Below are 25,705 nucleotides of genomic sequence, written 5' to 3' on the forward strand. Positions count from 1 at the left end.
TTTGTAATAATATTTTGGGACAAAAAAACACTCCAAACTTAACTGTTCTTAAAGAATGTAATATATTAATGAAATTACATAATATTAAGGATATATTAACTCCAAACACAAGCTTCATATCTAAGTATGAATATAAAGATATTATAGCTTGGCTCTCTAATAACACTCGTTCTATATTTAATGAAACATTAGTAAAACCAAATAGCGGGCTTGCAGAGTTTATCCACGTGGCTGCTTGGATTTTAGTCTACCTCTTTATAACGGAAGATATACAATATATAGCAAATTATTTAAGGAATAATAAGACTATCGAGCGAGTATTTTTGGACAATTGCGGTATAAATGATAAGCAAATAAAAATTTTAGCCGAAATGTTTAGACTTAACAAAACAATAACTAAACTTTCTTTAGTGAGTAATAAAGCAATAATATCGGAATAAAAACTTTATTAGAGATAAAACATAATAATCAATATAAGCTAGCAGAATTAAAAATCTCTCCTAATTTTAATGATAATTCAGAATTTCAGCTCATTCCCGAAGTAGATATTTTAAATGAAAATTCTGTAAATGCATATTAAAAAAAACAAAAGTTCAAATAATTGCGATGATAGGGATGAACGGAGTAGGTACCACTACTCTTAGTTGTTTTTTAAGCGGACAAAAATTAGAAGAAAATGAAGACCGCTCTTTAATATGCGAAAGAACCGGAATATGATGAAAAAATACATCATGAATCAGACAATGGATATAAGCGTGTTAATAATTTCTTTATATCTGATGATGAAGGTGGAATTAATATTATAGAACGTCCAGGGATTCATAATAAACCCATAGATCCTATTCAAACAATTCTTAATTCATATATTTACTGGCAAATATTAGAATTAGCCGAAAAAGTTAAATTTTCAGTCATAATTAGCGATAATAGTGTAAAGGGTGTCTTTGATTCTACATATAAACAATTTACTAATATTTTTAGAGACGGTAACGGTCAGTTAACTCTGGAAATTAAAGAACAATTAGAAGATGCTGTATCTTATATAATTTCTGTTGCTGATTATAAAAATGAAAGAGAGAAAAATACTAAGATTAAGGAAGAAAAAAGTAAACTCAGTAAGCTTTTGAAGAGTAAAAATTTAGATGAAGGACAAAAATTTATAATTACAGAGCTAGGAAAATCTGTAATTTTATTTAAAAAACCTAGCGGTGATACTAAATCTTTTTTAGAAACACTTGAGACCAAAGATTTTTTTATTGTTATATCTGCTATTTCGTTATTAATCAGAACAATCGCAAATAATGAAATACAAGTAAAGCGGGGAAAAATCTTTTCTTATATCGAGGTTATTTCTCAGAGTAAAAATGAAGAAGAAAAAAACACTAATATTACTATAATAGATGAACAGAAACACACTAACTTGGATGCATTTGCTTCTTCCACCAAAGGTAAAGGAGATGTTCTACTTAATTCCGGTTCCGATGCAAATCCTCTTATAACTGAGGAACAAAAAAATCTTATAAGTATTGCGTTGAAATTAGAGTTACAAGATATTTTGAGTAAAAAACCTCATATGAGCCATTGATCATCGAACATGTAAAGAAACTGATAAACCTATGTGTAAGACCCTTTTCGGATACACTTAATATTAAGGACTTAAGTCAAGGTAAATGGGCTACAATAAAAGAAGTATATATAAAACCTCAAAAATCAGATGCAAATAAGATAATTTTACCGCAAGTTTTATCTAATCAAGTAAATGAAAATGTTTTAACTATAGGTAAAATTATTATAAATTTTCTTCAAGTCAATAAGCATAACATAATAAGCCCGTTTTCGTTAATTCAACCTTATTTGCCAAAAAAATATTAAATAAACGCGAGTTTCGTATTAATAGAGGAACTGAATAGCTGATAGTAACTGGGTTACGAGGATATTAGTAATATTGTTTTTGTTATAAAATGTACTTAAAACTGCATAAATTTTTAGTAAATTGTCTTTTTTGACTATAACTATTAAATTGTAAAACTTGTCACACCTCTTACAAACCTTGAAAGGATAAGCATTATAGCATATTCATTAACCATAATTTAGGTATCTTAATACGAAACTCGCGTAAATAAATCACCGGTACAAAAAACCAAAGAAACTTTTTTTTCTGCTTTAAAAGAAATAGAAGAGCTTGAAGATACATATATTAAATATTCTAATGATCAGCTAAAAAATCCAAATGATCACCTAAATATGGTTTGTTCATTTTTAGAAACTATAAGAAAATTTTATAAGGCAGAAGATATAAAAGATAAAATTCATTTCCAAGGAATATTAGGTAACTATGTATATTTCTTAAATCAGCAATGGAAGGCTTTATCTTTTTGTAAAAAACTTTATCCGCAATCGCAAGGTTTGCAACCGCTGATGGGGGCAGTTAAAGAAGCAAAAAAATCTTAATTGAAGAAAATTTATTAGATAAAGCTATATTAGATATGAAATTAAAACCTTATCAGGTAACTGATAATGTAGAATCTAATAAAGAACAAAAAAAATCTTATAAAGAAGCATTAGAATGGCTTGATAAACTTACGGGACCGCAAGCTGAGCATATTGTTATATCTATAAATGAAATAAAAGCCAATGCTCATTATTATTTAGGTATGATCTATGAAAATAGTAAATCGGAATTAGACTGGTTTAGAGCGATAAGAGAATATATTAATGCCCTAGAAATTGATAAAGATTTAACTTTCTCTATGGTCATGATACCATTCCGTATATTTTTAGCAATATTTATAAAAAAATAGGTGACTTATTTTTAACACTAGGGAAATGGTATAGAAGTAAAAATGAAAACGGAAGTGCTATAAAGTTAATTCATGAAGCAATGAAATATTTTAAAGTAAGTTTAAGTATAGCCGATATTGAGGAGAGTAGTAATATTCTTCATGAAATTTTTAGTATTTTAAAAAATAAAAGAGAAACGAAAGCACATTATATATCTTTAGAAAAAGATCTTCATATATCTGTAGCAGAATTTTTGTTTAAATTAAATTTAATGTCAAAAGCAGGACTTGAATATTTGAGAGCTGCAAGTAGAGTTGACAAAAATGAGAAAGAAAAACAAGAATTAGTATCAAAGGCTTTAAAAGCTTTTGATACGGATATGGCAAAAAATACTGCTTTTATACGTGCAATGCTTGACAAAGGCAAAATAGAGGATCTTAGTATGTTTGCCAAGGAGGCCGACAGAACAAACTTTTTAAGTGATACACAGACTATAATAAATGATTTTATTCCACTGCCGGAGCCGCAAGCCAAGGAGTGGCCAAAAGTACAACAAAATCAAAATGAGCAATTGACTAATGAACAAAAAGAAGTAAACAAACAAAATGATACGCAGCCTCAAAAATAAGAAGAAGCTTTAATTCAGCCGCAGTAAAAGCATCAACAACAACCGCCGCCAACGAAAAGTACCCCGCTTCACACTATAGAAAATATACAAGAATCGGATTACTGATATAGTGAAGATGATATAAAAAATATATTAGAAGCAAATATAGACAAAAATAAATTCTCTATAGTTACCCACGTTGATTTAATAAGCCCTGAACAAGTAAGAGACGCACTTAGAGAGGGAGTGCATGAGGATTTGAAGAACAAAGGTAAAGTTGTACTTATACCGATTAATACAGGACATGGGCATTGGGTAAGTATGATGATTAGTAAAGATAATGATACAAATAAGATAATATTTACTTATAATGATCCTTTGGGCAGATCGTTAAATGATCGTCCTGACTTAGTAAAACTTATTACCGAGGTTTGCTCTGATGCAGAAATAATAGATTTAAAAAATCAACAACAAGAAGAAGGAAATACTTCGGACTGCGGAGTTTTTGTATACGATGATTTAATAAGACAATCTCAAGGCCTTAAAATTCTCTCTACGGAGCAATGTAAAGGACAAGGACTAAATTTAAGAAAATCTCAAGCTGAAACATTAAAACAAAGTTTAATAGCTCAACAAGCCCAAGAACAACATTATTATATTAATGGAGATAGTGCTTCAGAAGAAGAGGAGGAAGAGAATAATAACGACAATAATGAAGAAGTAATTCCTCCTCTTTATGGTGATAATGACGAAGTTGAGGTAGGTGGAGCAGCTATGTAACCTAATGATCAACATTAAAGTTTGACGTTACGAGGTCATTCCTGCTTTCGCGAGAATGACCTCGGCACTCTAATAACAATGCCCACTCGCAATACTTGGATTTATACCGAGAAAGAATTACCGCAGCCGCATTTTGCTTTAGCTTGCGGATTACTAACGTTGAAATATGAACTGCCTAGCTCTTCTATAAAATCAAGAGTACAATCCAGCATAAATTTTTGAGAGATAGGATCAATAATAATTGTAGCATTATGTTTAGTAATGACATAATCATCTTGCTCTATATTATCTTTTGAGACTAGTTCGTAATTATACATAAGTCCTGAGCAACCGCCGCTATCAACCGAAACTCGCAGTACTAAATTCTTATCTTTTTCTAGCTCTACTAACTCGCAAACCCGTTCAAAAGCTCTATCCGTAATTGTTATCGTCACTTAAAATTACCTTGTAAAAGTCTCATAAATTATATAGTATATCTTGATATTTTTCAAGTCGGCGTTGTTGTATGGTTTAGAAATTGTCAAATTTGTCATACCGTGGCTTGACCACGGTATCCAGCGTAAAGCGAGATAAATCGAGCTTTTAGTTTTAAAAACTTGCTGTATTTGTATTTTTTAATTACTAGATATCGTGGTCAAGCCATGGTATGACAACCGGAAAACCAAAGTCACACAACAACGTCTTTCAAAATAAAGGATAACGATGCTTGCTTCATACGCTTCTGATCCTCTTAAAAGTAGGGGAAGATTATATAAGGAAATCCCGACCTCTTATAGAAACGAGTTTGAACGTGATCGTGATCGCATTATACATACTAATGCATTTAGGCGTTTGCAATATAAAACTCAAGTTTTTATTAATCACGAGGGAGATCATTACAGAAATAGGTTAACTCATTCTCTAGAGGTTTCGACTGTTGCGCGTTCGGTTGCTAATACTTTAAATTTATCAAGTGATTTAGCTGAGACAATAGCACTTGCTCACGATCTTGGTCATACGCCTTTCGGTCATGCGGGAGAGAGAGCTTTAAATGAATGTATGAAAGAGTATAACGGTTTTTCTCATAATGCTCAATCTTTAAAGATACTAACATTACTTGAAAAAAGATATGCGGCTTATAATGGAGTAAATTTAACATGGGAAGTTTTAGAAGGAATCGTAAAACATAACGGTCCTATACTAGGTGAGATAAATGAATATATAGCAGAGTATAATAAGCAAAATGATTTAGAACTTAGTACTTATGCATCAGCAGAGGCTCAAATAGCAGCTCTTGCCGATGATATTAGCTATATTTCGCATGATTTGGAAGATAGTATCGGTGCTAAAATTATCGATTTTAATAGTCTCGCTGAACTTAAATATATTGATCAGCATGTTTTTGAACTCAAATCAAAATTTAAAAATATTAGTTCCTCATGTCTGATTTATGAGGTAGTACGTAAGCTAATACATGAGTTAATTACCGATTTATTATGGCAAACAAAAGAAAATTTAAATAAAGAAAAAATTACTAATATAGACAAAATACGTAACTTGAATTATCAGATAGTGGATTTTACAGAAAAAACTAATGAAAATATTAAGGAAACTAAAAAGTTTCTCCATAAGCGAGTTTATAAAAGTAATAAAATTACGGCCATCAGCCTTAAATGTACTAAAATCGTACAAGGTCTGTTTAAGGTTTATATGGATGATATTAATTTATTGCCGGTTAATTGGAAAATGCTAATAGACTCTAATGAAACATATAGTAAAGCTAGAGTTGTTGCTGATTATATAGCAGGGATGACTGACCGTTTTGCCATTCAGGAATATAATCAGCTTTGTTCGACTTCCTACATAACTTGCTTCTAACGGTAATTTGTACGTCAATCCGGTACTCGCATCCTCACGTACTAAAGTGTACGCTGCGGTGCTGCGTTCCGTGTTTTCTTCAAATTCCTCCTTATTAGCAGACGTTTGCAAGAAGTCTATTCGCTGAATTTTAATAACATTTAATAATTATGAATATATTTAATCAATTGAAACAAGATATAATTGCGGCAAGTCAGCAATTATATAATAATCAAGAAATAGCAAATACTGCTACTATTGAAACACCGAAAGATAGTTTTAACGGTGATTTATCAAGTAATATTGCAATGATTATTGCAGCTAAAGAAAGTATTTCTCCTCGGGAAGTGGCTTTAAAGTTTAAAGAAGTCCTTATAACATTACCTTATATTGCAAGTATAGAAATAGCAGGACCGGGCTTTATTAATTTTACTATAAAAGCTGATAGTTGGCAGGCATCAATAAAAGATATTTTACAGCACGAAGAAAAATTTTTTGAAATTGATATAGATAAAAGCAGAAATATTAACATCGAGTATGTTTCGGCAAATCCCACTGGTCCAATGCATATAGGGCATGCTAGGGGTGCGGTATATGGTGATGTGCTAGCAAGGATTTTGCAAAAGGTAGGTTACTCCGTTACAAAAGAATATTATGTTAATGATGCAGGCTCACAAATAAATGATTTAGTTAGTACAGTATTATTACGTTATAAAGAGGCTTTAGGTGAGCAAATTACTATCCCTGTCGGGTTATATCCGGGAGAGTATTTAATTCCACTCGGGCAAATTTTAGCGAAAGAATACGGCAATAAATTATTAACTATGAACGATGCTGAAAAGTTCAAAATAGTCAAAAATTTTGCCGTAGAAAAAATGCTTGATTTAAATAGAAAAGATTTAGCAAATTTAGGGATTAAACATGATATATTTTTCTCTGAGCAATCATTGCATGATAAAGGTGAGATAGAGAAAACAGTTAAACTACTGGAGCGTATGGGGCTAATTTATGAAGGTACGTTACCTGCCCCTAAAGGTAAAGTTCATGAGGAATGGGATAATAGAGTTCAAAAATTATTTAAATCTACTAAGTACGGTGATAGTCAAGATCGTCCTATAGAAAAAGCTGATAGAAGTTGGTCTTATTTTGCTTCCGATCTTGCATATGCTAAGGATAAAATAGAGCGGGGAGCGAATCACTTAATTTATGTACTTGGTGCCGATCATAGTGGATATGTTAAAAGAATTGAGGCAATAGTTAAGGCTCTAGGCAAAGAGCATGTTAAAGTGGACGTTAAAATCTGTCAATTGGTCAATTTCGTTGAAAACGGTGTACCGGTTAAGATGTCAAAACGCCTTGGGAGCTTTGCTAGTGTGCAAGATGTAAATCATGAGGTGGGGAAAGATATTATAAGATTTATGATGTTAACAAGGCAAAATGATAAGCCGCTTGATTTTGATTTAGTAAAAGTGAAAGAACAATCAAGGGAAAATCCTATCTTTTACGTACAATATGCTCATGTGAGAACGATATCTATTTTATCAAAAGCTAGAGAATTAATGCCGGAATCTTATAATAGCTTTGAAGCAAGTAAGTATGATTTATCTTTATTATCGTCAGAAGAAGAAATTGAGATTATAAAACTTTTAGCTGCGTGGACAAAAACATTAGAAGCATCTACAAAATATTTTGAACCACATCGCATCGCATTTTATTTAATAAATTTAGCTTCAAAATTTCATTCTATGTGGAATTTCGGTAAAGAAAATAGCGATTATAGATTTGTAATTGAGAGCAATAAAGAATTAACTCTAGCACGTCTTGCTCTTGCAAGTGCCATACAGAAAGTTATAGCTAGCGGTCTCGAAGTGATAGGTGTAGAACCAATGAACAAAATGTAGTTAGGTTTTTATCGTTATTGCGATGATTGTGTGCCACGAGTGCAAAGGAAGTTACATGAAGCCATATAATGTAAATTGAATTTGTACGTAACTATATAAGAGATGGAAGTAGGCCTTCCGAAGCCGTTTTACAGGAAAAGGCTTCAAACCACTCTAAGCTGCGTTGGTAAAGAGCCAAGGTGGTGAGCGTTAGAGAAAAGGTATCTTGCAAGGTATCAGGTAAGAATTAAGGAGATGAAGCGATTAAACCACTGCTGAAGTGTCGAAAGCGTATAGATGAGATCAAAACTGAGGGGTAGTCGTTAACTCAGGATAAATTTGGCGGAAACCTGTTTACTGGTCAAGTGGTCTCCGGCATAGAGGTGGCATGAACTTGATTTAGGCTCTTATGTGGAACGTGGGAACTTGTGTATTGATGCAAAGGGAGCGATGCAAGTGGAAGCCCCACGAGTATCTGAGTACCAAAGCAGTACATAGGGGTGGATTGGCTCGTAGTAGTGATGAAGCTGTTGAAAGGCAGTGGAGCAAAGGGGTTGAGTTATCCGTTTTATTGATTAGTCAACTAATAAGAATTGGGAGGAGCTAAATTGAATAAAACAAAACCATTTTGTATTTCCAATAAAAGTATTATGGCAGCTTGGGAAAGAGTTAAAGCGAACAAAGGTTCCTATGGGGTTGATGAAGAATCAATTGAAGATTTTGCATTAAACTTAAAGGATAACCTTTATAAGTTATGGAACCGGATGTCATCTGGTACATATTTTCCTCCACCTGTAAAGGCGGTAGAAATAGCAAAATCAGATGGGAGCAAACGCTTGTTAGGTATTCCAACTGTGGCAGATAGAATTGCACAAGCAGTGGTTAAAGATCAGCTTGAGCAATTAGTGGAGCCAAAATTTCATGAAGATTCTTATGGATATCGTCCTAAGAAATCAGCATTGGATGCAGTTGGAGTAGCAAGGCAGCGATGTTGGCAGCAAGATTGGTGTATTGATCTGGACATCAAGAATTTCTTCGATAGTTTGGATCATCAGTTAATGATGAAAGCCATAAGATTTCATAGCGAGGAGAAGTGGATCCATCTTTATGTGGAGCGGTGGCTTAAAGCCCCTTTACAATTGGAGAGTGGAGAACTGATAGAAAGGCAGTCTGGTACTCCTCAGGGAGGAGTAGCGAGTCCTTTGTTGGCAAATATTTTCATGCATCATGCATTTGATAATTGGATGAGAAGGCACTATCCGGAAGTAAGGTTTGAGCGTTTTGCAGATGATATTTTAGCACATTGCAGTTCACAAAAGCAGGCTAAGAAAGTACTGGAGGAGATTAAGATTAGACTAAAAGAGTGTGGTCTTGAACTACACCCAGAAAAGACAAAAATAGTGTATTGTAAAGATGATGATCGAGGAGGCTCTTATGAGTATGAAAGCTTTGATTTTCTTGGCTATACATTTAGACCACGATTATCAATGAATAAATATGGTAAAACTTTTGTTAACTTTTCACCTGCAATTAGTAAGCAAGCTGCAAACCGTATCAGAAAGGAGATAAGGAGTTGGAGAATACATCTGCGAAGTGATAAAACTATTACTGACCTAGCGAGGATGTTTAATGCACATGTACAAGGATGGGTAAATTATTATGGACGATATTATAAATCGGCTATGTATCCATTTTTACGTAATATGGAGCGTTTTCTAACACGTTGGGTAATGAGGAAATACAAAAGATTCCAAGGTTATAAGAAACGAGCAAGGAATTGGTTAGGGTGTGTGCGAAAGCGTGAACCTAGACTATTTGTTCATTGGAGGTTAGGCCTTGGATCAAGGTTTGGATAATGGGAGCGGTGTAAGCTGAGAGGTTTACGCACCGTTCTGCGAGAGACTGAAGGGGAGGTTCCTTCGGTCTATTCACCTATTGCTCGCGTGGATCAGTAAAACCCATTGTGTCACCCCGTTGCTTGACCACGGGGGCCAACATAAAGCGAGATAAATCGAGCTTTTAGTTTTAAAATTTTATCTGTATTTAGATTTTTTATTACTGGACCCCGTGGTCAAGCCACGGGGTGACATCTCAAATATTTTATATATCATGATCAATAATATTTTTATTAAAATATTTCTAGTATTTTTAATATGTGTATCCGCTATTTATTTTGGTTATCAATATTATCAGAATAGCAAGCCAGTAATTACTATTTATCCTGATGAGTTGCCTACAAAAATAAAACCGTCTATAATAGAAAATAACCAAATAGCAGCAGTACATAGTACGATATATGAAAATCTTATTGCTAAAGATACAAATATTAAAACCGTAAAATTGCTTCCTGATCCTGAGAAACCTATGAATATAGATTTTCGTAACCAAAGTCAAAGCGATGAATCTTTTGATGAAATATCCAACCTTATTGCATTAATAGAGCCAAGTAATAACGCCAAAAATGAAACTGATTTAAATATCATAAAGCTTGAAAAAGGAAGTAAGGATAAGGTTAGTAATGCTAAAAATTGTAAAAATAATGAAAGTTATAAAGTACAACTAGGGTCGGTAAAATCTGAAGCAGAAGCAGTGCAAGAAGGGGAAAGAATAAAAAAGAAATTCCCAAAAATTCTTAAAAATGTTGTTATCACAACCAAAAAAGTTAAATATGAGGACGGCAAATTTTTCTATTTAATCTTAGCCGGTGATTATGGTAGTCTTAGTCAAGCCAAAGGGGTTTGTAAGAAACTAGCTTATAACAAACAGAGTTGTGTGTTAAAGTGATATTTTAGTGTCATACTGTGGCTTGTCCACGGTATCCAGAAAAACAATAAAAAATACTAATGATATTAGTATTTTTACTGGATCCCGCGATCAAGTCGCGGGATAACAGTGGTGAAACTGATCCATGCAACAACGATTGCTTGCAATGACGATGACAATAAATAAAAGCCCTTCAACATCAACAAATATTAAATAACTTATGAAAGAAGCTAAAATAGAAAATATTGACTTTGGTAATGCATTATCGGAGCGTTATCTTGCTTATGCGTTGTCAACGATTATGTCACGTTCGCTTCCTGACGTACGTGACGGACTCAAGCCTGTACATCGTAGGTTATTATACGCAATGCTACAGCTAAGGCTTGAGCCGAATTCCGGTTATAAGAAATGTGCAAGGGTGGTTGGTGACGTGATCGGTAAATATCACCCGCACGGTGATGTAGCAGTGTATGATACTTTGGTACGCCTTGCTCAGCACTTTTCATTACGTTATCCTTTAATTGACGGGCAGGGCAATTTCGGCTCTATCGACGGTGATAATGCAGCGGCTATGCGTTATACCGAATCACGTATGACGGAAATATGTACTTTATTAATGATAGACATCGATAAAGATACGGTAGATTTCCGCCCTACTTATGATGATTCCGATTTAGAACCGGTAATAATGCCGGCAAGTTTTCCGAATTTACTAGCTAATGGTTCTGAAGGGATAGCAGTCGGTATGGCAACCAATATACCGCCGCATAATTTACATGAGTTATGCGATGCTTTGGTGCATTTAATCGACCACCACCCAAAAGCTGAAATTAACGATATAATGAATTTCATTAAAGGTCCTGATTTTCCAACCGGCGGCATAATTATTGATAAAGCTGAAGTTATTAATGCTGCATATACTACTGGACGCGGTAGTCTTAGAGTAAGAAGCAGATGGGAAAAAGAGGAGCTAAGTTACGGTACATATCAGATAGTCGTAACCGAGATACCTTATCAGGTTCAGAAATCAAAACTTATAGAACAAATAGCGATATTACTAAAGGATAAAAAAATCCCGCTTGTTAGCAATATTAGAGATGAATCAACCGATATTATTAGATTAATTATCGAGCCTAGAGATCGTAGTTGTGATCCACAAATAGTTATGGAATCTCTATTCAAGCTAACGAATTTAGAAAGCCGCATTCAGTTAAATATGAATGTGATCGGCAGTAATAACGTGCCGAGAGTAATGAATATTTTAGAGGTTTTACAAGAGTTTTTAGCTCACAGACAAAATATTGTTACTCGGAGGTCAACTTATCTTTTAAACAAAATCAAACATCGTTTAGAAATTCTAGAAGGTCTGAGAATAGCTTATCTAAATCTTGATGAGATAATTAAAATCATTCGTGAAGAAGATGAACCGAAAGCGATAATGATGGAGCGGTTCAAGCTAACCGAAATACAGGTAGAAGCGATATTAAATACCCGTCTTCGCTCACTTCGTAAACTTGAAGAGCAGGAAATTATTAATGAGCATGGTAATTTGCAGAAGCAACAAGCTATATTAGAAGAGATTTTAAATAATCCAAAAGAATTATGGAAAGTAGTAAAAAAGGAAATAAAAGCAGTACAAACAAAATTCGGATTAAATACGGTAATAGGAGCTAGACGTACAAGTTTTGAAGAAGTAACGCTTACGAATCAAGTAGTTGATATAACGGCGTTTATTACTAAAGAACCGATTACTATTATTTGTTCAAAAATGGGGTGGGTGCGTTCGTTAAAAGGTCATAACACCGATTTATCGACTATCAAATATAAAGAAGGTGATGCAGAAAAATTTATTTTAGAAGCTTACACGACTGATAAAATATTAATAGTTAGTTCAGAAGGCAGGTTTTTTACTTTGCTTGCCGATAATATTTCCAAAGGTAAAGGAACAGGAGAATCTATAAAGCTACTTGTGGATATAGGCAATAACGATATTACAAATATTTTAGTCTATAAACCTGATCAGCTTTTATTACTCGCAAGTAGTGTAGGTAAGGGATTTTTAGTTAATTCAAACGAAGTAATGGCTCAAACAAAAACAGGAAAGCAAATTATGAATATACCGGATGGTCATGCATGTATAGCTTGTTTACCTGTAAACGGGGATAGTATTGCTTGTATCGGTGAAAGTCGTAAATTACTGGTATTTAATATAGATGAAATACCTGAAATGAAAAAAGGACAAGGTGTAACGCTGCAAAAATTTAAGAATGCAAAGCTTCTAGATATTAAAATATTCAATAAAGAAGACGGCTTAGGTTGGAATAACAATGGAAAAGTCAAACTTGAGAAAAACATTGTTGCATTTTTAGGAAAAAGAGGTAATACCGGTAAATTACCTCCTATGGGCTTCCCAAAAAATAATAGATTTTCATCATAATTATAATAAAGATTGAATGTATACAAAAAAATAGCATATTTTATATGGTTTGATACAAGCGAATTATTTATAAATTCGCTTGTACCGTTCTATTATTAAAAGTTTTTATAGGCTTTTAAATTCATCTTACCTATTTAAATTAATAGATGTTACTATCTCCTACTCCTATAACATCAACCTGATCATCATGATGACCTTCCTCTAACTGATAATATGTAAAATCTTCATTATTATTACCGAAAAGGTTATAAACACCAGTTAATAACTTATTAACGCGAGTTTCGTATTAAGATGCCTAAATTATGGTTAATGAATATGCTATAATCCTTATCCTTTCAAGGTTTGTAAGAGGTGTGACAAGTTTTACAATTTAATAGTTATAGTCAAAAAAGACAATTTACTAAAAATTTATGCAGTTTTAAGTACATTTAATAACAAAAACAATATTACTAATATCCTCGTAACCCAGTTACTATCAGCTATTCAGCTCCTCTATTAATACGAAACTCGCGTTTATTACTATCTTTGAAAAATTGAATCATAGTAGAACAATCCTCTCTAATTGTATCTATTAAATGTTTTCCGATAGCGGTAACAGCAGCCATAAGTGCTGGTACCTTTTATTGCATCAAATTTGCTTATAACGTGGTTGGGGCTTGAAATTTTTTTAAGGTAAAACCTATACTCATTAAATGAGGGATTGCAGTAATATATTTATCTATAATGTTACTTGTTTCCATCATGTTTTTAAATACATTTATATAGGAGAGAAAAGATTTTTATTGCCCTCTGATGCTGGTTTTCGATGTTCTGAGTTACATCTATCTTTAGAGAATTATCCTGTTTCATATTAAAAAACTTCAATGGTGCCTCAAAATCCCCGCCTTTTGTATAGACTTTCTGAATATTTAAAGCATGTAATATTGTAAATATTTTTTTAAGTTGGAACTAGAAACAAAATTATATGCATCTTTAAATAATAATTTAGAAGCGGTTGCATATCTTGTAACTGCTTTTAATCCATTTACAAAGGAATATCTTGAGCTTGTAAATTGAGCATGATTCATAGTGTTACTCCTGTTTTAAAATAATAAAAATCATATATCACATGATTACCATATATTATGCTTGCATCACAATATATGGTAACTAAAGAACCCTCAGCTATAAGCTGAGGGGTTATAAAGTGGAATCGATTAGAAATCGATCATCATTCACAGGTTCACCTTCCTGTTCATCAATATAGCGCTGTATCATTTCATCAGTTATATTACCTGAACTGACCGCCATATAGCCCCTAGCCCACAAATGATTGCCCCAAAATTGTTTTCTTAAATGAGCAAATTCTTGCAATAAAATTCTTGAGCTACTACCTTTTAAATACTGTACTAACTTGCTAAGAGATATTTATGATTTATATGAGATAAACATATGCACGTGATCACATGATATTTTCCCTGAAATTATATATACTTCATGTTCCATACAAATCTGCCTTAGTAAATCTCTAGCCCTTTCCGCTACTTTGCCTATCAATACTCTCTTCCTATATTTTGGTATCCATATAAGATGTACTTTTAAATCATACTGACTATGACTATTCTTTCTATAACTTCTCATGTTTCTTGATATAAATTCATTGCTAAAGCAATTTCATTATATCTTCCCTTCGCCTGAAGGCGAGGGATTTCTTATCCCCGAAGGGGGACATTAATTTGTAAATAATTAAAACTTAAGTTTTGTACCTATAAGACCAACAGTACCTCGTGTTGTTTTACTAGGTGCTTCAGGGTAATATACAGGTTTACCTTTAGCTTGGAAATGAGAAATTTCAGCATATGGTAATAAACCAGGCATGATCTTATATTCAGTAGCGAGGCTTACAGAATCAACGGTGTTTTTATATCTTGAAGTTTTAAGATATTCAAGAGTTGTTTTTATAGGTCCTTGTCCATAAGCAACTGCTCCATTGTAATAATAGGTATCACGACCGACTTTATAATATTCCTTAGCGGTTAAGCTTTTACCTAAATTACCGTAAGAAGCCCCAAAAGAGAAATTACCGTAAGTAAATACAGTTCCAAGATTATATGCTTTTAAATTAGAAAGCTTATAAGTATTAAGCACTTGGATTGTAGTTCCTTCTCTTTTAGCATGAATAAGACGACGAGCAGGTTTACCGTATTCTCCGGTAACGGATAATTTTAAGTTTGCATCTTCACTAATTTCATGTTCATAAGTTAAGCCGGCAGAAAAAGCATCTCGAATATTCTGATTTATAGTCATAGTTTCGCCGTTTCCTAAGGTAACCGTTTTTATTCCGGTTTTAGAACCACTAATCCCGTTTCTTCCTGAACTTTCAAGTGTTAAATTATTTATATCTTTATTACCGCCTGTATTAGCAGTGTCCGGAGTATAAGAGATACCAGCTTGGAAGCCTTTCATTTTAGGTGTGAAAAAGTTGAGTCTTCTAGCTTTTTCAGTTTTTTCATTGATTTGATCAAAAGAGTTCGAGTATGATTCAAGATAAAAGCTAGCACTAGTATCAAAATCCGGTTTTAAACCGTTATATCTCATATACTGACCGTCAAGTAGAGTATATCTATACCATCCTCCGGTACCTGCAGTTACTTGAGAGCCGGTAACACGCAACTTAGCACTTGCATCAACAGGAGAGCCTAATTCTACTTTACCGTAACTAGTTTCAATAAAGATATGTGATCCGTTATAACTTGCAGAGGTTTTTGCTCTTGTAGTAGGCTGAAGCACTATTTTAGCACCTGCTATTACATCATTGATAGTTTTAGCAATAGTTGCCGCAAACGCTGCTTCCGTGTAAAACCCTAGCTTTTTCCTGTTATCAGTTACATTTTTATCAAATAAAATTAAATGATCCTGTTTAATATAACCGCTTTCAAATAAATATAATCCTTCTAATTTTATTTCAGTATCAGAATTAGAAATAACAGCTGTTGGATTTTTTTCGGCAAGACCAGCCGATGCAAGGCAAATAATACTTGCAGCTAATAATAATTTTTTCATTTTAATAAAGTCCCTATAAACTTAAATAATAAAATTTACTATACAATTATTAATACTAAATAAATTTTTAGTATTAATAAATATAAATCAACTATGTTAAAATATAATAATACTTTTCAGAATTGACAATAAAAAACTATTTTAATTTTGTAATAATTTAATTTTATGTAGTATTATTATCACTATCATTATTCAAGTAGTCTCAGACTTATAGTTTTAAAGAAAAATTTTGTATTGTAAATAATTATGAGTTATAATCATTAAGTTTATTAATTAAATTAAGTTTTGATTATGGCTATAATGTCAGATAAGTGGATAAAAGAAGCTGTTATAAATCAAAGTATGATAAGGCCCTTTACGGAAAAGCAGGTAAGAGTTCATAATAAAGAAAAGATTATTTCTTACGGCTTATCTTCTTACGGCTATGATGCTAGAGTATCTAATGAATTTAAAATATTCACCAATATAAATTCTACTACGGTTGATCCAAAAAATTTCAGTGAATATAATTTAGTTGATAGAGAAGTAGATGTGTGTATTATTCCACCTAATAGTTTTGCCCTTGGCAGAACTATAGAATATTTTAAAATACCGCGTGATGTATTAGTTATTTGTGTCGGCAAGTCCACTTATGCAAGATGCGGTATAATAGTAAATGTGACTCCGTTAGAACCGGAGTGGGAAGGACATGTAACTTTAGAGTTTTCTAATACTACTCCATTACCTGCTAAAATATATGCAAATGAAGGAGCTTGTCAGTTTTTATTTTTAAAAAGTGATCAAATTTGTGATACTTCATATGCCGATCGACAAGGAAAATATATGAAACAAGTAGGCGTAACTTTACCGTTAACATAACTTTTTTATGTAAGAGCCTGTTCGCGATCTTAATTTTAAAGCTAATTAAAATCTTTTTAGCTGCAAATTATAAGATTTTTTGAAATAAGAATACTATTCCTACAAAAACCTTATTAATTTTCGCTTAAAAACCTCTTTAATTATCAATCAAAATAAAATCGTGAACAGGCTCTAAAAAATTATATTTAATTTTTAATAAGGATTTTTATGAGTACAATAAACACCAATATTAATGAGGCAATGCCGCATATTTCCGTTAATGCACAATATATAAAAGATTTATCTCTTGAGAATCCTTCTGCCCCGTCTTCTCTTGCGGCTTTGGATCAACGTCCTCAAATTGATTTATCTCTAGATATAAATATTACTAATTTGTCGGAAGAAAATTTCTATGAAGTAGAGTTAAATATCGAAGCAATTGCAAGAAATGAGAAATATAAATTATTTCAGATAGAATTAAAATATGCCGGAGTATTTAATTTAATTAATATTGATTCTGAACAACATCCGATTTTATTATCCGTTTATTGTCCGGCAATGATATTTCCATTTGCTAGAAAAATTATAGCTAGCTGTACTCAAGATGCAGGATTCCAGCCTTTAATGATTGATCCTATAGATTTTGGTGCCTTATATCATAAGAAAATGTCGGAGCATCAAAACTAAAGAACCCTCAGCTATAAGCTGAGGGGTTATAAAGTGGAATCGATTAGAAATCGATCATCATTCACAGGTTCACCTTCCTGTTCATCAATATAGCGCTGTATCATTTCATCAGTTATATTACCTGAACTGACCGCCATATAGCCCCTAGCCCACAAATGATTGCCCCAAAATTGTTTTCTTAAATGAGCAAATTCTTGCAATAAAATTCTTGAGCTACTACCTTTTAAATACTGTACTAACTTGCTAAGAGATATTTGTGATTTATATGAGATAAACATATGCACGTGATCACATGATATTTTCCCTGAAATTATATATACTTCATGTTCCATACAAATCTGCCTTAGTAAATCTCTAGCCCTTTCCGCTACTTTGCCTATCAATACTCTCTTCCTATATTTTGGTATCCATATAAGATGTACTTTTAAATCATACTGACTATGACTATTCTTTCTATAACTTCTCATGTTTCTTGATATAAATTCATTGCTAAAGCAATTTCATTATATCTTCCCTTCGCCTGAAGGCGAGGGATTTCTTATCCCCGAAGGGGGACATTAAAAAAATCTTTAATTATTTAATAAATCTCGTTTTAAACGCCATAGTTTTTAAGTCACAGATAGAGCTTAATAGTAAATATTTTATCAATTTGATTAAATATTCTTTACTTATGTTATTAATGAATGTATAAAGCACTAGATAAAAAATTATAATTTAGTTAACAATAATTAACTGTATTAAATTATAGCACAATATAAAAATTGAATTTTATGGAGAAAAATAATGAGAGTTTTGTTAATTGAAGACGAGCCGGAAATGGCTAACTTAATTGAGCTAACTTTAGCTTCAGAAGGGATAGTTTGCGATAAAGCTTCAGTTGGTGTGGAAGGTTTAAGACTTGGTAAAGTCGGTGGTTATGATCTAGTGATTTTAGACCTTATGTTACCGGATATTAATGGTTTTGAGATATTACTAAGATTGCGTGCTGCCAAAATAAAAACTCCAATCTTAATTTTATCTAGCTTAACGGATACCGATCAAAAAATTACCGGTTTCTCTTCCGGAGCCGATGATTATCTAACCAAACCGTTTGTAAGAGAGGAATTAATTGCTAGAATTAAAGCTATAGTTAGACGTTCTAAAGGGCATGCAGCATCAGTATTTAGGTTTGATAAGGTTAGCGTAAACCTAGATGCTAGAAGTGTAGAAGTTAACGGCAAAAAAGTACATTTGACGAACAAAGAATATGCTATTTTAGAGCTATTAATACTCCGAAGAGGAACTATATTAACTAAAGAAATGTTCTTAAATTACTTATATAGTAGTGTTGACGAACCGGAAATGAAAATTATTGACGTATTTATTTGTAAACTTCGTAAAAAGTTAAGTGATGCTGCCGGCGGTAGAGATTATATCGACACAGTATGGGGACGCGGTTATATGCTAAAAGAATATGATGAATTACAACAAAAAGAAATTTTAGCACAAGGAGCATAATTAATGCCTTTATCGACTTCTTTACTTGGTAAAAAAGTACTTATAAAGATAGTTATGATGCGACTTTATTATTTAAAATTCCACGTATAAATAATCGAAACGAACTTGGAATAAATAGTAATAATCTTCTGTTTTACGGGGTAGATGTTTGGAATACATATGAACTATCTTGCCTTAATAAGAACGGTAAGCCATGGGTTGGAGTAGGTACTTTTTATATACCGATGGATTCTGAAAATATAGTAGAATCAAAATCATTTAAATTATATCTAAATTCTTTTAATAACTTTGTTGTTGAATCAGTAGAAGAACTAGAAAGAATTATCTTGCAGGATCTAAGTAATGTTACACACGCTAAAGTAACAGGACGTATATTTCCTATAAATACAAAAATAGAATTTGGTGTTCCAAGCGGTAAAAATATCGATGATTTAGATATAGTATGCAATAATTACGGTCCACCCGATAATAGTTTAATTGAGTATGAAGATGTTTTAGTAGAAGAAGAGATTAATTCTAATTTACTAAAATCAAATTGCTTAGTAACCGGTCAACCGGATTGGGGTACAATCATTATAAAATATAAAGGAAAAAAGTTAAAACATGATTCTTTCCTGAAATATCTAATATCTTTTAGAAATTGTAATGAGTTTGCAGAGCAGTGTGCCGAGCGTATTTTTACAGACATTAAAAACGCTATAAATCCTGATTTTCTTTCTATTTATATAGTATATACTAGGCGTGGAGGAATTGATATTTGTCCCTATCGTTCTTCTACCGATAAAAGTTATACTTTACCTAGCGATAAACGACTTATTAGGCAATAATCACTTTTCTAATCCATAAAAAATCCGTTTGCGAGAAAGGCATTGTCCGTGTAGATTGAAAAACGCATCTGTTGTCATTCCGTGGCTTGACACAGTGGATTTTACCGGTCCATCCAGCAATGTTCCGACTATACAGGAATGACATAAACGAGCTACGCAATAACGCTGATAAAGGCGGATAACAATCAAAAAATAATTCATGTAAGCAAGCTTTTCGCAGGATAGAAGTTAGTATAATTTTATGATTCTTTTGTAGGATTTTGTGGAGGCTTTAGGCTTTCTACTATTTTATTCAGGTCTATTTGACTACAGATCCCCAGTAATACAGGATCACGAGGACGAATAGACTTCATATTCCAATGGATACGGGTTCTAATAGCATCTATAGTAGTTTTAGTAGTACCTATTAATTTAATTATTTGATGGTCTTGGATGTTCGGATAATTAGACAATAACCAATATATAGCATCCGGTTTATCTTGACGTCTTGCTATAGGAGTGTATTTAGCACGCTGTTTTTTCTGATTTTTCATCAATTCATCAGCAGGGCTATATGAAATTTGTAAATTAGCATTAGGATCTTTACTGCAACGCTCAATTTCCTCTAAAGTTAACTGACCGTTTGCAATTGGATTTAAACCTTTTATAGATTGTGCTACTTCATCGTCAGCCATACCTTTTATTTCAAATTCATGAATACCGCAAAAATCGGCAATTTGTTTAAAAGTTAAAGAAGTATTTTCAATTAACCACATAGCCGTGGCTTTTGGCAGAAGCGGTAATATTTTTTGCGAATTCATGATAATTGTTTTTTGGCTTAATTTAAGAAGTTATAACAAATAGAGTTATTTAAGTCAATCTTCATTTAGAAACTTAACTATCTCCTCAACTACTTTCTTAGCATCGCCGAATAACATAAAAGTATTATCGTGATAAAATAGCTCATTTTCTATACCTGCATATCCTGATGCCATAGAGCGTTTAATAAACAAAATCGTACGTGCTTTTTCGACATCGAGTACCGGCATACCGTAAATTGGACTATTCGGATCATTTTTAGCAGCAGGATTAGTTACGTCATTTGCCCCAATCACAAGCACTACATCAGTGGTAGCGAAATCTCTATTAATTTCTTCAAGCTCAAGTACTTTCTCATAATCTATATTAGCTTCTGCAAGTAAAACATTCATATGTCCAGGCATTCTACCGGCTACCGGATGTACGGCAAAACGTACATTAATATCTGAACGTTCTAATATATCAACCATCTCTTTTATTATATGCTGAGACTGGGCTACTGCCATACCGTAACCAGGGACAATTATCACCGACGATGTATTAAGTAGTAAATGTGCCGCATCTTCAGGGCAGCTTATTTTTGCTATTTTATCGTCATCTATATCCTTGTTAATTCCAGTAGGTGCAGGCAAAAACGCCCCAAAAATAACCTTAATTAATGAGCGATTCATCGCTTTGCACATTATATAGCTAAGTATAGCTCCGCTACTGCCGACCAATGCCCCGGTAATAATAAGTAGGCTATTACTAAGCGTAAAGCCGATACCTGCTGCTGCAAAGCCTGAATATGAGTTTAGCATCGATACTATAACCGGCATATCTGCACCGCCTACCGGTATTATTAGTAATACTCCGATTAACAGCGATAAAAAAACTATTAGATTAAATAAAAATATATTTTCTGAACTAATAAATAATATTATCAGAAGAAGTAATATTATTGCTGTTAATAGGCATATATATTGCTGACCGTAGAATTTTAGTGGGCTACTTTTCATTAAGCCTTGTAGTTTTAGGAAAGCTATTACCGAGCCGCTAAAAGTTAATGCCCCTATAGAAACTCCAAGCGATATTTCTATTAGCGAATTAATAGGTAAACTTCCTGCTATTCCTATAGAAAAATTTTCAGGAGCAAGTATCGTAGCGTAAGCTACAAATACCGCAGCAAGACCAACGAAAGAGTGAAATCCAGCAACTAATTGAGGCATTGCCGTCATGGAGATTTTAAGTGCAATAATCCCTCCGATTATACCGCCTAATAATATAGTTGCTATAATGGGTAATTTATGAGTAAAATCCGGGAGGAAAAAAGTAACGCCGACTGCTATCGCCATCCCCAAAATACCTATGGTACTGCCTAAACGTGCTTGCTTTTGTGAGGATAAGAATTTGAGTGATAGAATAAAGCAAACAGCCGCAACTAAGTATAATAACTGGATAATTTGTAGGGACATAGGTGAATTTATTTAATAATTTGGAAATGTCATTGCGAGGAGATTAGCCTGCGTGGCAATCTCATGAAATAATAACAAACTCCTGAGATTGCTTCGTCAATTACTTCGTAATTTCCTCGCAATGACGGCTCAGTTATCCATACAACAATGTCTCTTCGCAATGACGAGAGATTTTTAAAAAGTAAATCCTATACCTACGGAAACTATTAAAGGGTTAAGTTTAACTTTAGAGGTCACGGTTTTATTACCTACTAAATTCGGTTTATACTCAAGTTTAGGATTTAAGAAAAATTGTCTTACGTCAATATTGATTAAAGTATCATCTTTAGCATAAAAATCTACACCTATTTGTCTTACGGCACCGTGTCCGTTTCTAATTTTAAGACCGGTAGCTTGCGTAAGCATATAAGAACCGTGATAACCTATACCTATATACGGTCTTATTCCACCGTAAGGAGCTATATGAAATTGTCCTGTAACTGTTGCAGGAATCATATAAATAGGTTTGTTTTTTCCTAGTTTGACATTATCAACGCCATAATTATGAGCAACGGCTGCAAGGGATGTATATTTAGTGCGTAAAACATTAAAGCCAAGCGCTAATTCAGTAGCTAAATAATTATTAAAGAATATAGTAGTGGACGCATCACCTCCATAACCGTTTTTTGCAACTTCTCCTACTGAAACAGGTTGAGGAGAGGTAGGAGTAGGTAATCCTTTTTGCTTAGTACTTGAAAAAACACCACCTAGACGCATCTTGAAAACTAAACTTCCTTCATTTTCGTAATACGGTGTACTATCATAGTCAGGAGCAGAATCTACATCATCATACATGCTTTTAGCAAAACTATTAATACTTATGCTGGACACAAACAAAATTATCCCTAATTTTTTCACTATTCTTAACATATAATTATAACCTTTACTTGCTTAAAATTGATTACCGTATTATTATATAAAGTTTTTGTTTATATATTTATACCTATTGTCATAAAAGATAGAATTCTTTTATGCTAAAAGTCAAGACATTTAAGTAAAATTATAGAAATTATTGGAGCATATTAATGAATGATGCATTAAAAACATATTTAACCGGTATAGGTTGGTTTTTACTTAGTTTAGTAAGTAGTAGTACCAATGATGTAATGTCTAAATATCTTGGGACTCGTTTACATAGCTTTGAAGTAGCTTTTTCCCGCTTCTTTTTCAGTAGCATAGTTTTACTACCTTTTGTTGTTTATTACGGTAAAAATACCTTAAAAACAAGTCGTCCTTTTGTACATATATTAAGAGGGTTATTATTATTTTTCGGCATGACTTCTTGGACTTACGGTCTGACTATAGCTCCCGTTACTACTGCAACCGTTGTAAGTTTTTCTATTCCTTTATTTACTTTAATACTTGCCGTATTTTTTCTGAACGAAAATATTATTTGGCAAAGATGGGTAGTTACCGTAGTAGGATTTATAGGACTTGTTGTTACGCTTAAACCGCATGCCGAGGATTTTAACCCCGAAATTTTGTATTTTGTATTAGCGGCTATTTCATTTGCTATGCTTGACATTATTAATAAAAAATTCGTAATAAAAGAATCGATGATTAGCATGCTGTTTTATTCGGCAATAGTAACTGCTATAGTGTCGCTACCTGTAGCATCGCAGTATTGGCTAACTCCTAGTAGTTTTGAATTAGCTTTATTGTTTGTACTCGGTAGTAGCGGAAGCTTAATATTATTCTTCCTACTTAAAGCTTTTTCCATGGTAGATGCAACCGCTACCGCTCCTTATAGATATTTAGAGCTGGTGATTTCGGCAATAGCAGCATATTTCATATTTAACGAGTTTCCCGATAAAAGCACACTTCATGGAGCAGTAATAATAATTCCTGCCACCTTATTTATAATATACTCCGAAAAAAAAACTATGAGTAGAAAACATGAATCGCAGTAAGCTAGTATTTTCAAGCGGTATCTCTAACACTTTTGAATGGTATGATTATGTATTATTCGGTTATTTTGCACCCATAATAGGAGCAAAATTTTCCCCGAATGATGATGCTAATACTTCTTTACTGCAAGTTTTTTTAGTCTTTGCTATAGGTTATTTGGCAAGACCGTTGGGTGGCATATTTTTTGGTGTTATCGGTGATAGATTTGGACGCAAACTAGCCTTAACTAGTGCGTTATTTTGCATGTCTGCCCCAACCGTATTAATAGGAATATTACCAACTTACCATACTATCGGTATAACTGCGACTATATTAATGATTTGTGTACGAATTCTACAAGGATTATCAGTGGGAGGAGCTTTGACCGGCTCTATTTCCTTTGTTATTGAGCATACTAGCCATAAACACCGAGGCTTCACCGGTAGTATTTTAATGTCTAGTATATGCTCCGGTTTATTGCTTGGTTCTTTTGTTTCTTATATAGTCAAGAATATTCTAACAGCTTCACAATTTGATAGTTTTGGCTGGAGAATACCTTTTTTACTTGGTTTTTTTATTCTTTTTGCAGCATTTTATATTAAAAAAAATACACACGAAACACCGAATTTTAAAAATCTAAGAGAGCAGAAAAAGATTTTACAATCACCGTTAAAAAAAATCATTACCAATCATTGGTTTGATATATTAATCTCGATTTTTATCAATGCTCCCGGTTCGATAATATTCTATCTAACTACAATTTACTTGGTATCGTTTTTAAAAATCAGCCGCAACTTCACTGAAAATGAGGTAAATAGCCTCGCTAGCATGTGTTACGTGATTATGATAGCCGTAACTTTATTAAGCGGTTATCTATCCGATATTATAGGTCGCAGGAAAATTTTTGTAATTAATCTGATAATAATTATTGTAACAACGCCGTTTTTACTTAATAATTTTGAGAACGGGGACTTCACAAGCGTAATTATCTCACAATTTATACTCGCTATACTTGCCGCTAGCTATATCGGTCCTGAACCGGCATTACAAGCAGAATTTTATCCTACAAATATACGTAACACTGCTCTCTCTATTTCATATAATACTGCTACAAGTATTTTTGGCGGTACTACGCCTCTTGTCTTTGAATATTTAGTACAAAAAACAGGGCATGTAACCTCGGCAGTTTATTATGTCATATTAAGCTGTATTTTTGCATTGATTGCCTTATCTTTTTACAAAAATAGAAGTTTAGATAAAATATGAAAAAAATTACAAAACCTGCAAACCTAGTTGAATTTAATGATAAGATTGTATTCTTGACACCTAAGAGTTTTTACTATGGCAATGCTTACGAACATAAAATAACTAAAAAAGGATTAGTTTTTGCTAGTATCTCACAGGATAGCATAAATCACTCCAAAACTGTTGAAAAAATAACTAGTAACGAGGCAATTTCAAGGATAGATATAGACTTATTCGGTACGTGCCATAGAATTACTACGACTGTAACGACTGACTGACTACAGCAAGAAGAAAGCAGATCTTTAGAA

The 25,705-nt window shown here is 33.0% G+C and carries 25 protein-coding genes and 3 pseudogenes; 18 read left to right on the plus strand and 10 right to left on the minus strand.

What is annotated here, in order from left to right; genetic code table 11:
• Positions 1 to 68: 68 nt before the first annotated feature.
• The 6 genes from REIS_RS14820 (at position 69) to REIS_RS01765 (ending at position 4,168) form a co-directional block, all read left to right on the plus strand.
• On the plus strand, positions 69 to 440 hold the full coding sequence (locus REIS_RS14820) for a hypothetical protein (protein WP_008579525.1): 372 nt from the start codon (positions 69 to 71) through the stop codon (positions 438 to 440).
• Between the two features lie 683 nt (positions 441 to 1,123).
• Positions 1,124 to 1,585 (plus strand): hypothetical protein, encoded by a 462-nt coding sequence (locus tag REIS_RS01740; protein ID WP_008579527.1) that lies wholly within the window; start codon positions 1,124 to 1,126, stop codon positions 1,583 to 1,585.
• 659 nt (positions 1,586 to 2,244) lie between these two features.
• Positions 2,245 to 2,451 (plus strand): hypothetical protein, encoded by a 207-nt coding sequence (locus REIS_RS01750; protein ID WP_008579531.1) that lies wholly within the window; start codon positions 2,245 to 2,247, stop codon positions 2,449 to 2,451.
• 35 nt (positions 2,452 to 2,486) lie between these two features.
• Positions 2,487 to 2,801 carry a hypothetical protein gene (locus REIS_RS14825; RefSeq protein WP_008579532.1) on the plus strand — a complete coding sequence of 105 codons (315 nt, stop codon included), beginning with the start codon at positions 2,487 to 2,489 and terminating at the stop codon, positions 2,799 to 2,801.
• An 80-nt stretch (positions 2,802 to 2,881) separates the two neighbouring features.
• A complete protein-coding gene (locus REIS_RS14830; RefSeq protein WP_008579533.1) occupies positions 2,882 to 3,409 on the plus strand; it encodes a hypothetical protein in 528 nt (175 codons plus the stop codon).
• A 186-nt stretch (positions 3,410 to 3,595) separates the two neighbouring features.
• A complete protein-coding gene (locus tag REIS_RS01765) occupies positions 3,596 to 4,168 on the plus strand; it encodes a Ulp1 family isopeptidase (protein ID WP_152540734.1) in 573 nt (190 codons plus the stop codon).
• A 101-nt stretch (positions 4,169 to 4,269) separates the two neighbouring features.
• Here REIS_RS01765 and REIS_RS01770 read toward each other — a convergent pair whose 3' ends face one another.
• On the minus strand, positions 4,270 to 4,602 hold the full coding sequence (locus tag REIS_RS01770; protein ID WP_008579535.1) for an iron-sulfur cluster assembly accessory protein: 333 nt from the start codon (positions 4,600 to 4,602) through the stop codon (positions 4,270 to 4,272).
• Between the two features lie 268 nt (positions 4,603 to 4,870).
• On the opposite strand from REIS_RS01770, the gene REIS_RS01775 reads away from it, so the two are divergent.
• Positions 4,871 to 6,025, plus strand: a complete 1,155-nt coding sequence (locus tag REIS_RS01775) for a deoxyguanosinetriphosphate triphosphohydrolase (RefSeq protein ID WP_008579536.1) — start codon at positions 4,871 to 4,873, stop codon at positions 6,023 to 6,025.
• On the opposite strand, the pseudogene REIS_RS16855 reads toward REIS_RS01775, so the two are convergent.
• Positions 5,960 to 6,151: pseudogene (locus tag REIS_RS16855) on the minus strand (palindromic element RPE1 domain-containing protein); the annotation flags it as partial. The gene REIS_RS01775 and the pseudogene REIS_RS16855 overlap by 66 nt on opposite strands.
• Before the next feature lie 23 nt (positions 6,152 to 6,174).
• On the opposite strand from REIS_RS16855, the gene argS reads away from it, so the two are divergent.
• The 4 genes from argS (at position 6,175) to parC (ending at position 13,084) form a co-directional block, all read left to right on the plus strand.
• Entirely contained in the window at positions 6,175 to 7,905 is a 1,731-nt protein-coding gene (gene argS / locus REIS_RS01780; RefSeq protein WP_008579537.1) for an arginine--tRNA ligase, read from the plus strand.
• A gap of 587 nt (positions 7,906 to 8,492) precedes the next feature.
• Positions 8,493 to 9,740 carry a group II intron reverse transcriptase/maturase gene (gene ltrA, locus REIS_RS01790; RefSeq protein ID WP_037214589.1) on the plus strand — a complete coding sequence of 416 codons (1,248 nt, stop codon included), beginning with the start codon at positions 8,493 to 8,495 and terminating at the stop codon, positions 9,738 to 9,740.
• 253 nt (positions 9,741 to 9,993) lie between these two features.
• On the plus strand, positions 9,994 to 10,668 hold the full coding sequence (locus tag REIS_RS01795) for an SPOR domain-containing protein (RefSeq protein ID WP_008579538.1): 675 nt from the start codon (positions 9,994 to 9,996) through the stop codon (positions 10,666 to 10,668).
• Positions 10,669 to 10,867: 199 nt separating this feature from the next.
• The gene (gene parC, locus REIS_RS01800; RefSeq protein ID WP_008579539.1) at positions 10,868 to 13,084 is read left to right on the plus strand and encodes a DNA topoisomerase IV subunit A; all 2,217 of its coding nucleotides are present in this window, start codon (positions 10,868 to 10,870) and stop codon (positions 13,082 to 13,084) included.
• A 479-nt stretch (positions 13,085 to 13,563) separates the two neighbouring features.
• On the opposite strand, the gene REIS_RS16345 is transcribed toward parC, so the two are convergent.
• The 4 genes and pseudogenes from REIS_RS16345 to REIS_RS01820 all read right to left on the minus strand — a co-directional run bounded on the left by REIS_RS16345 (position 13,564) and on the right by REIS_RS01820 (position 16,126).
• Positions 13,564 to 13,689 (minus strand): hypothetical protein, encoded by a 126-nt coding sequence (locus REIS_RS16345; RefSeq protein ID WP_008579540.1) that lies wholly within the window; start codon positions 13,687 to 13,689, stop codon positions 13,564 to 13,566.
• A gap of 303 nt (positions 13,690 to 13,992) precedes the next feature.
• Positions 13,993 to 14,151, minus strand: coding sequence for a hypothetical protein (locus tag REIS_RS14835; protein WP_008579542.1), 159 nt, complete (start codon positions 14,149 to 14,151; stop codon positions 13,993 to 13,995).
• Positions 14,152 to 14,263: 112 nt separating this feature from the next.
• Positions 14,264 to 14,704: pseudogene (gene tnpA, locus REIS_RS12030) on the minus strand (IS200/IS605 family transposase).
• A gap of 105 nt (positions 14,705 to 14,809) precedes the next feature.
• Positions 14,810 to 16,126 (minus strand): porin, encoded by a 1,317-nt coding sequence (locus tag REIS_RS01820; RefSeq protein WP_008579543.1) that lies wholly within the window; start codon positions 16,124 to 16,126, stop codon positions 14,810 to 14,812.
• Between the two features lie 291 nt (positions 16,127 to 16,417).
• On the opposite strand from REIS_RS01820, the gene dcd reads away from it, so the two are divergent.
• Both dcd and secB read left to right on the plus strand, forming a co-directional pair.
• Positions 16,418 to 16,984: a dCTP deaminase gene (gene dcd, locus REIS_RS01825; RefSeq protein ID WP_008579544.1), complete on the plus strand. Its 567-nt coding sequence runs from the start codon at positions 16,418 to 16,420 to the stop codon at positions 16,982 to 16,984.
• Between the two features lie 207 nt (positions 16,985 to 17,191).
• A complete protein-coding gene (secB, locus tag REIS_RS01830) occupies positions 17,192 to 17,650 on the plus strand; it encodes a protein-export chaperone SecB (protein WP_008579545.1) in 459 nt (152 codons plus the stop codon).
• Between the two features lie 26 nt (positions 17,651 to 17,676).
• Here secB and tnpA (REIS_RS01835) read toward each other — a convergent pair whose 3' ends face one another.
• Complete coding sequence (gene tnpA / locus REIS_RS01835) at positions 17,677 to 18,117, minus strand: IS200/IS605 family transposase (protein ID WP_008579324.1); 441 nt, start codon at positions 18,115 to 18,117, stop codon at positions 17,677 to 17,679.
• 316 nt (positions 18,118 to 18,433) lie between these two features.
• Here tnpA (REIS_RS01835) and ctrA point away from each other — a divergent pair, with 316 nt between their 5' ends.
• On the plus strand, positions 18,434 to 19,147 hold the full coding sequence (gene ctrA / locus REIS_RS01840; RefSeq protein WP_008579546.1) for a response regulator transcription factor CtrA: 714 nt from the start codon (positions 18,434 to 18,436) through the stop codon (positions 19,145 to 19,147).
• A 3-nt stretch (positions 19,148 to 19,150) separates the two neighbouring features.
• Positions 19,151 to 19,974 (plus strand): annotated as a pseudogene (queF, locus tag REIS_RS01845) (NADPH-dependent 7-cyano-7-deazaguanine reductase QueF).
• 239 nt (positions 19,975 to 20,213) lie between these two features.
• Here queF and REIS_RS01850 read toward each other — a convergent pair.
• The 3 genes from REIS_RS01850 to REIS_RS01860 form a co-directional block, all read right to left on the minus strand.
• Entirely contained in the window at positions 20,214 to 20,774 is a 561-nt protein-coding gene (locus tag REIS_RS01850; RefSeq protein WP_008579547.1) for a cell cycle transcriptional regulator TrcR, read from the minus strand.
• A gap of 54 nt (positions 20,775 to 20,828) precedes the next feature.
• Complete coding sequence (locus REIS_RS01855; protein WP_008579548.1) at positions 20,829 to 22,226, minus strand: NAD(P)(+) transhydrogenase (Re/Si-specific) subunit beta; 1,398 nt, start codon at positions 22,224 to 22,226, stop codon at positions 20,829 to 20,831.
• Positions 22,227 to 22,400: 174 nt separating this feature from the next.
• On the minus strand, positions 22,401 to 23,135 hold the full coding sequence (locus REIS_RS01860; protein WP_008579549.1) for an OmpW family outer membrane protein: 735 nt from the start codon (positions 23,133 to 23,135) through the stop codon (positions 22,401 to 22,403).
• Positions 23,136 to 23,290: 155 nt separating this feature from the next.
• On the opposite strand from REIS_RS01860, the gene REIS_RS01865 reads away from it, so the two are divergent.
• Genes REIS_RS01865 through REIS_RS01875 form a run of 3 tightly spaced genes read left to right on the plus strand, consistent with a single transcriptional unit; the run spans position 23,291 to position 25,675 of the window.
• Complete coding sequence (locus tag REIS_RS01865; RefSeq protein WP_008579550.1) at positions 23,291 to 24,175, plus strand: DMT family transporter; 885 nt, start codon at positions 23,291 to 23,293, stop codon at positions 24,173 to 24,175.
• Positions 24,162 to 25,418, plus strand: a complete 1,257-nt coding sequence (locus REIS_RS01870) for an MFS transporter (RefSeq protein ID WP_008579551.1) — start codon at positions 24,162 to 24,164, stop codon at positions 25,416 to 25,418. Before REIS_RS01865 ends, REIS_RS01870 begins: the two co-directional genes overlap by 14 nt.
• Positions 25,415 to 25,675: a hypothetical protein gene (locus tag REIS_RS01875; RefSeq protein ID WP_008579552.1), complete on the plus strand. Its 261-nt coding sequence runs from the start codon at positions 25,415 to 25,417 to the stop codon at positions 25,673 to 25,675. Before REIS_RS01870 ends, REIS_RS01875 begins: the two co-directional genes overlap by 4 nt.
• Positions 25,676 to 25,705 lie beyond the last annotated feature (30 nt).

It is taken from the genome of Rickettsia endosymbiont of Ixodes scapularis (genome assembly GCF_000160735.1).
GTDB classification, from domain to species: domain Bacteria; phylum Pseudomonadota; class Alphaproteobacteria; order Rickettsiales; family Rickettsiaceae; genus Rickettsia; species Rickettsia tamurae.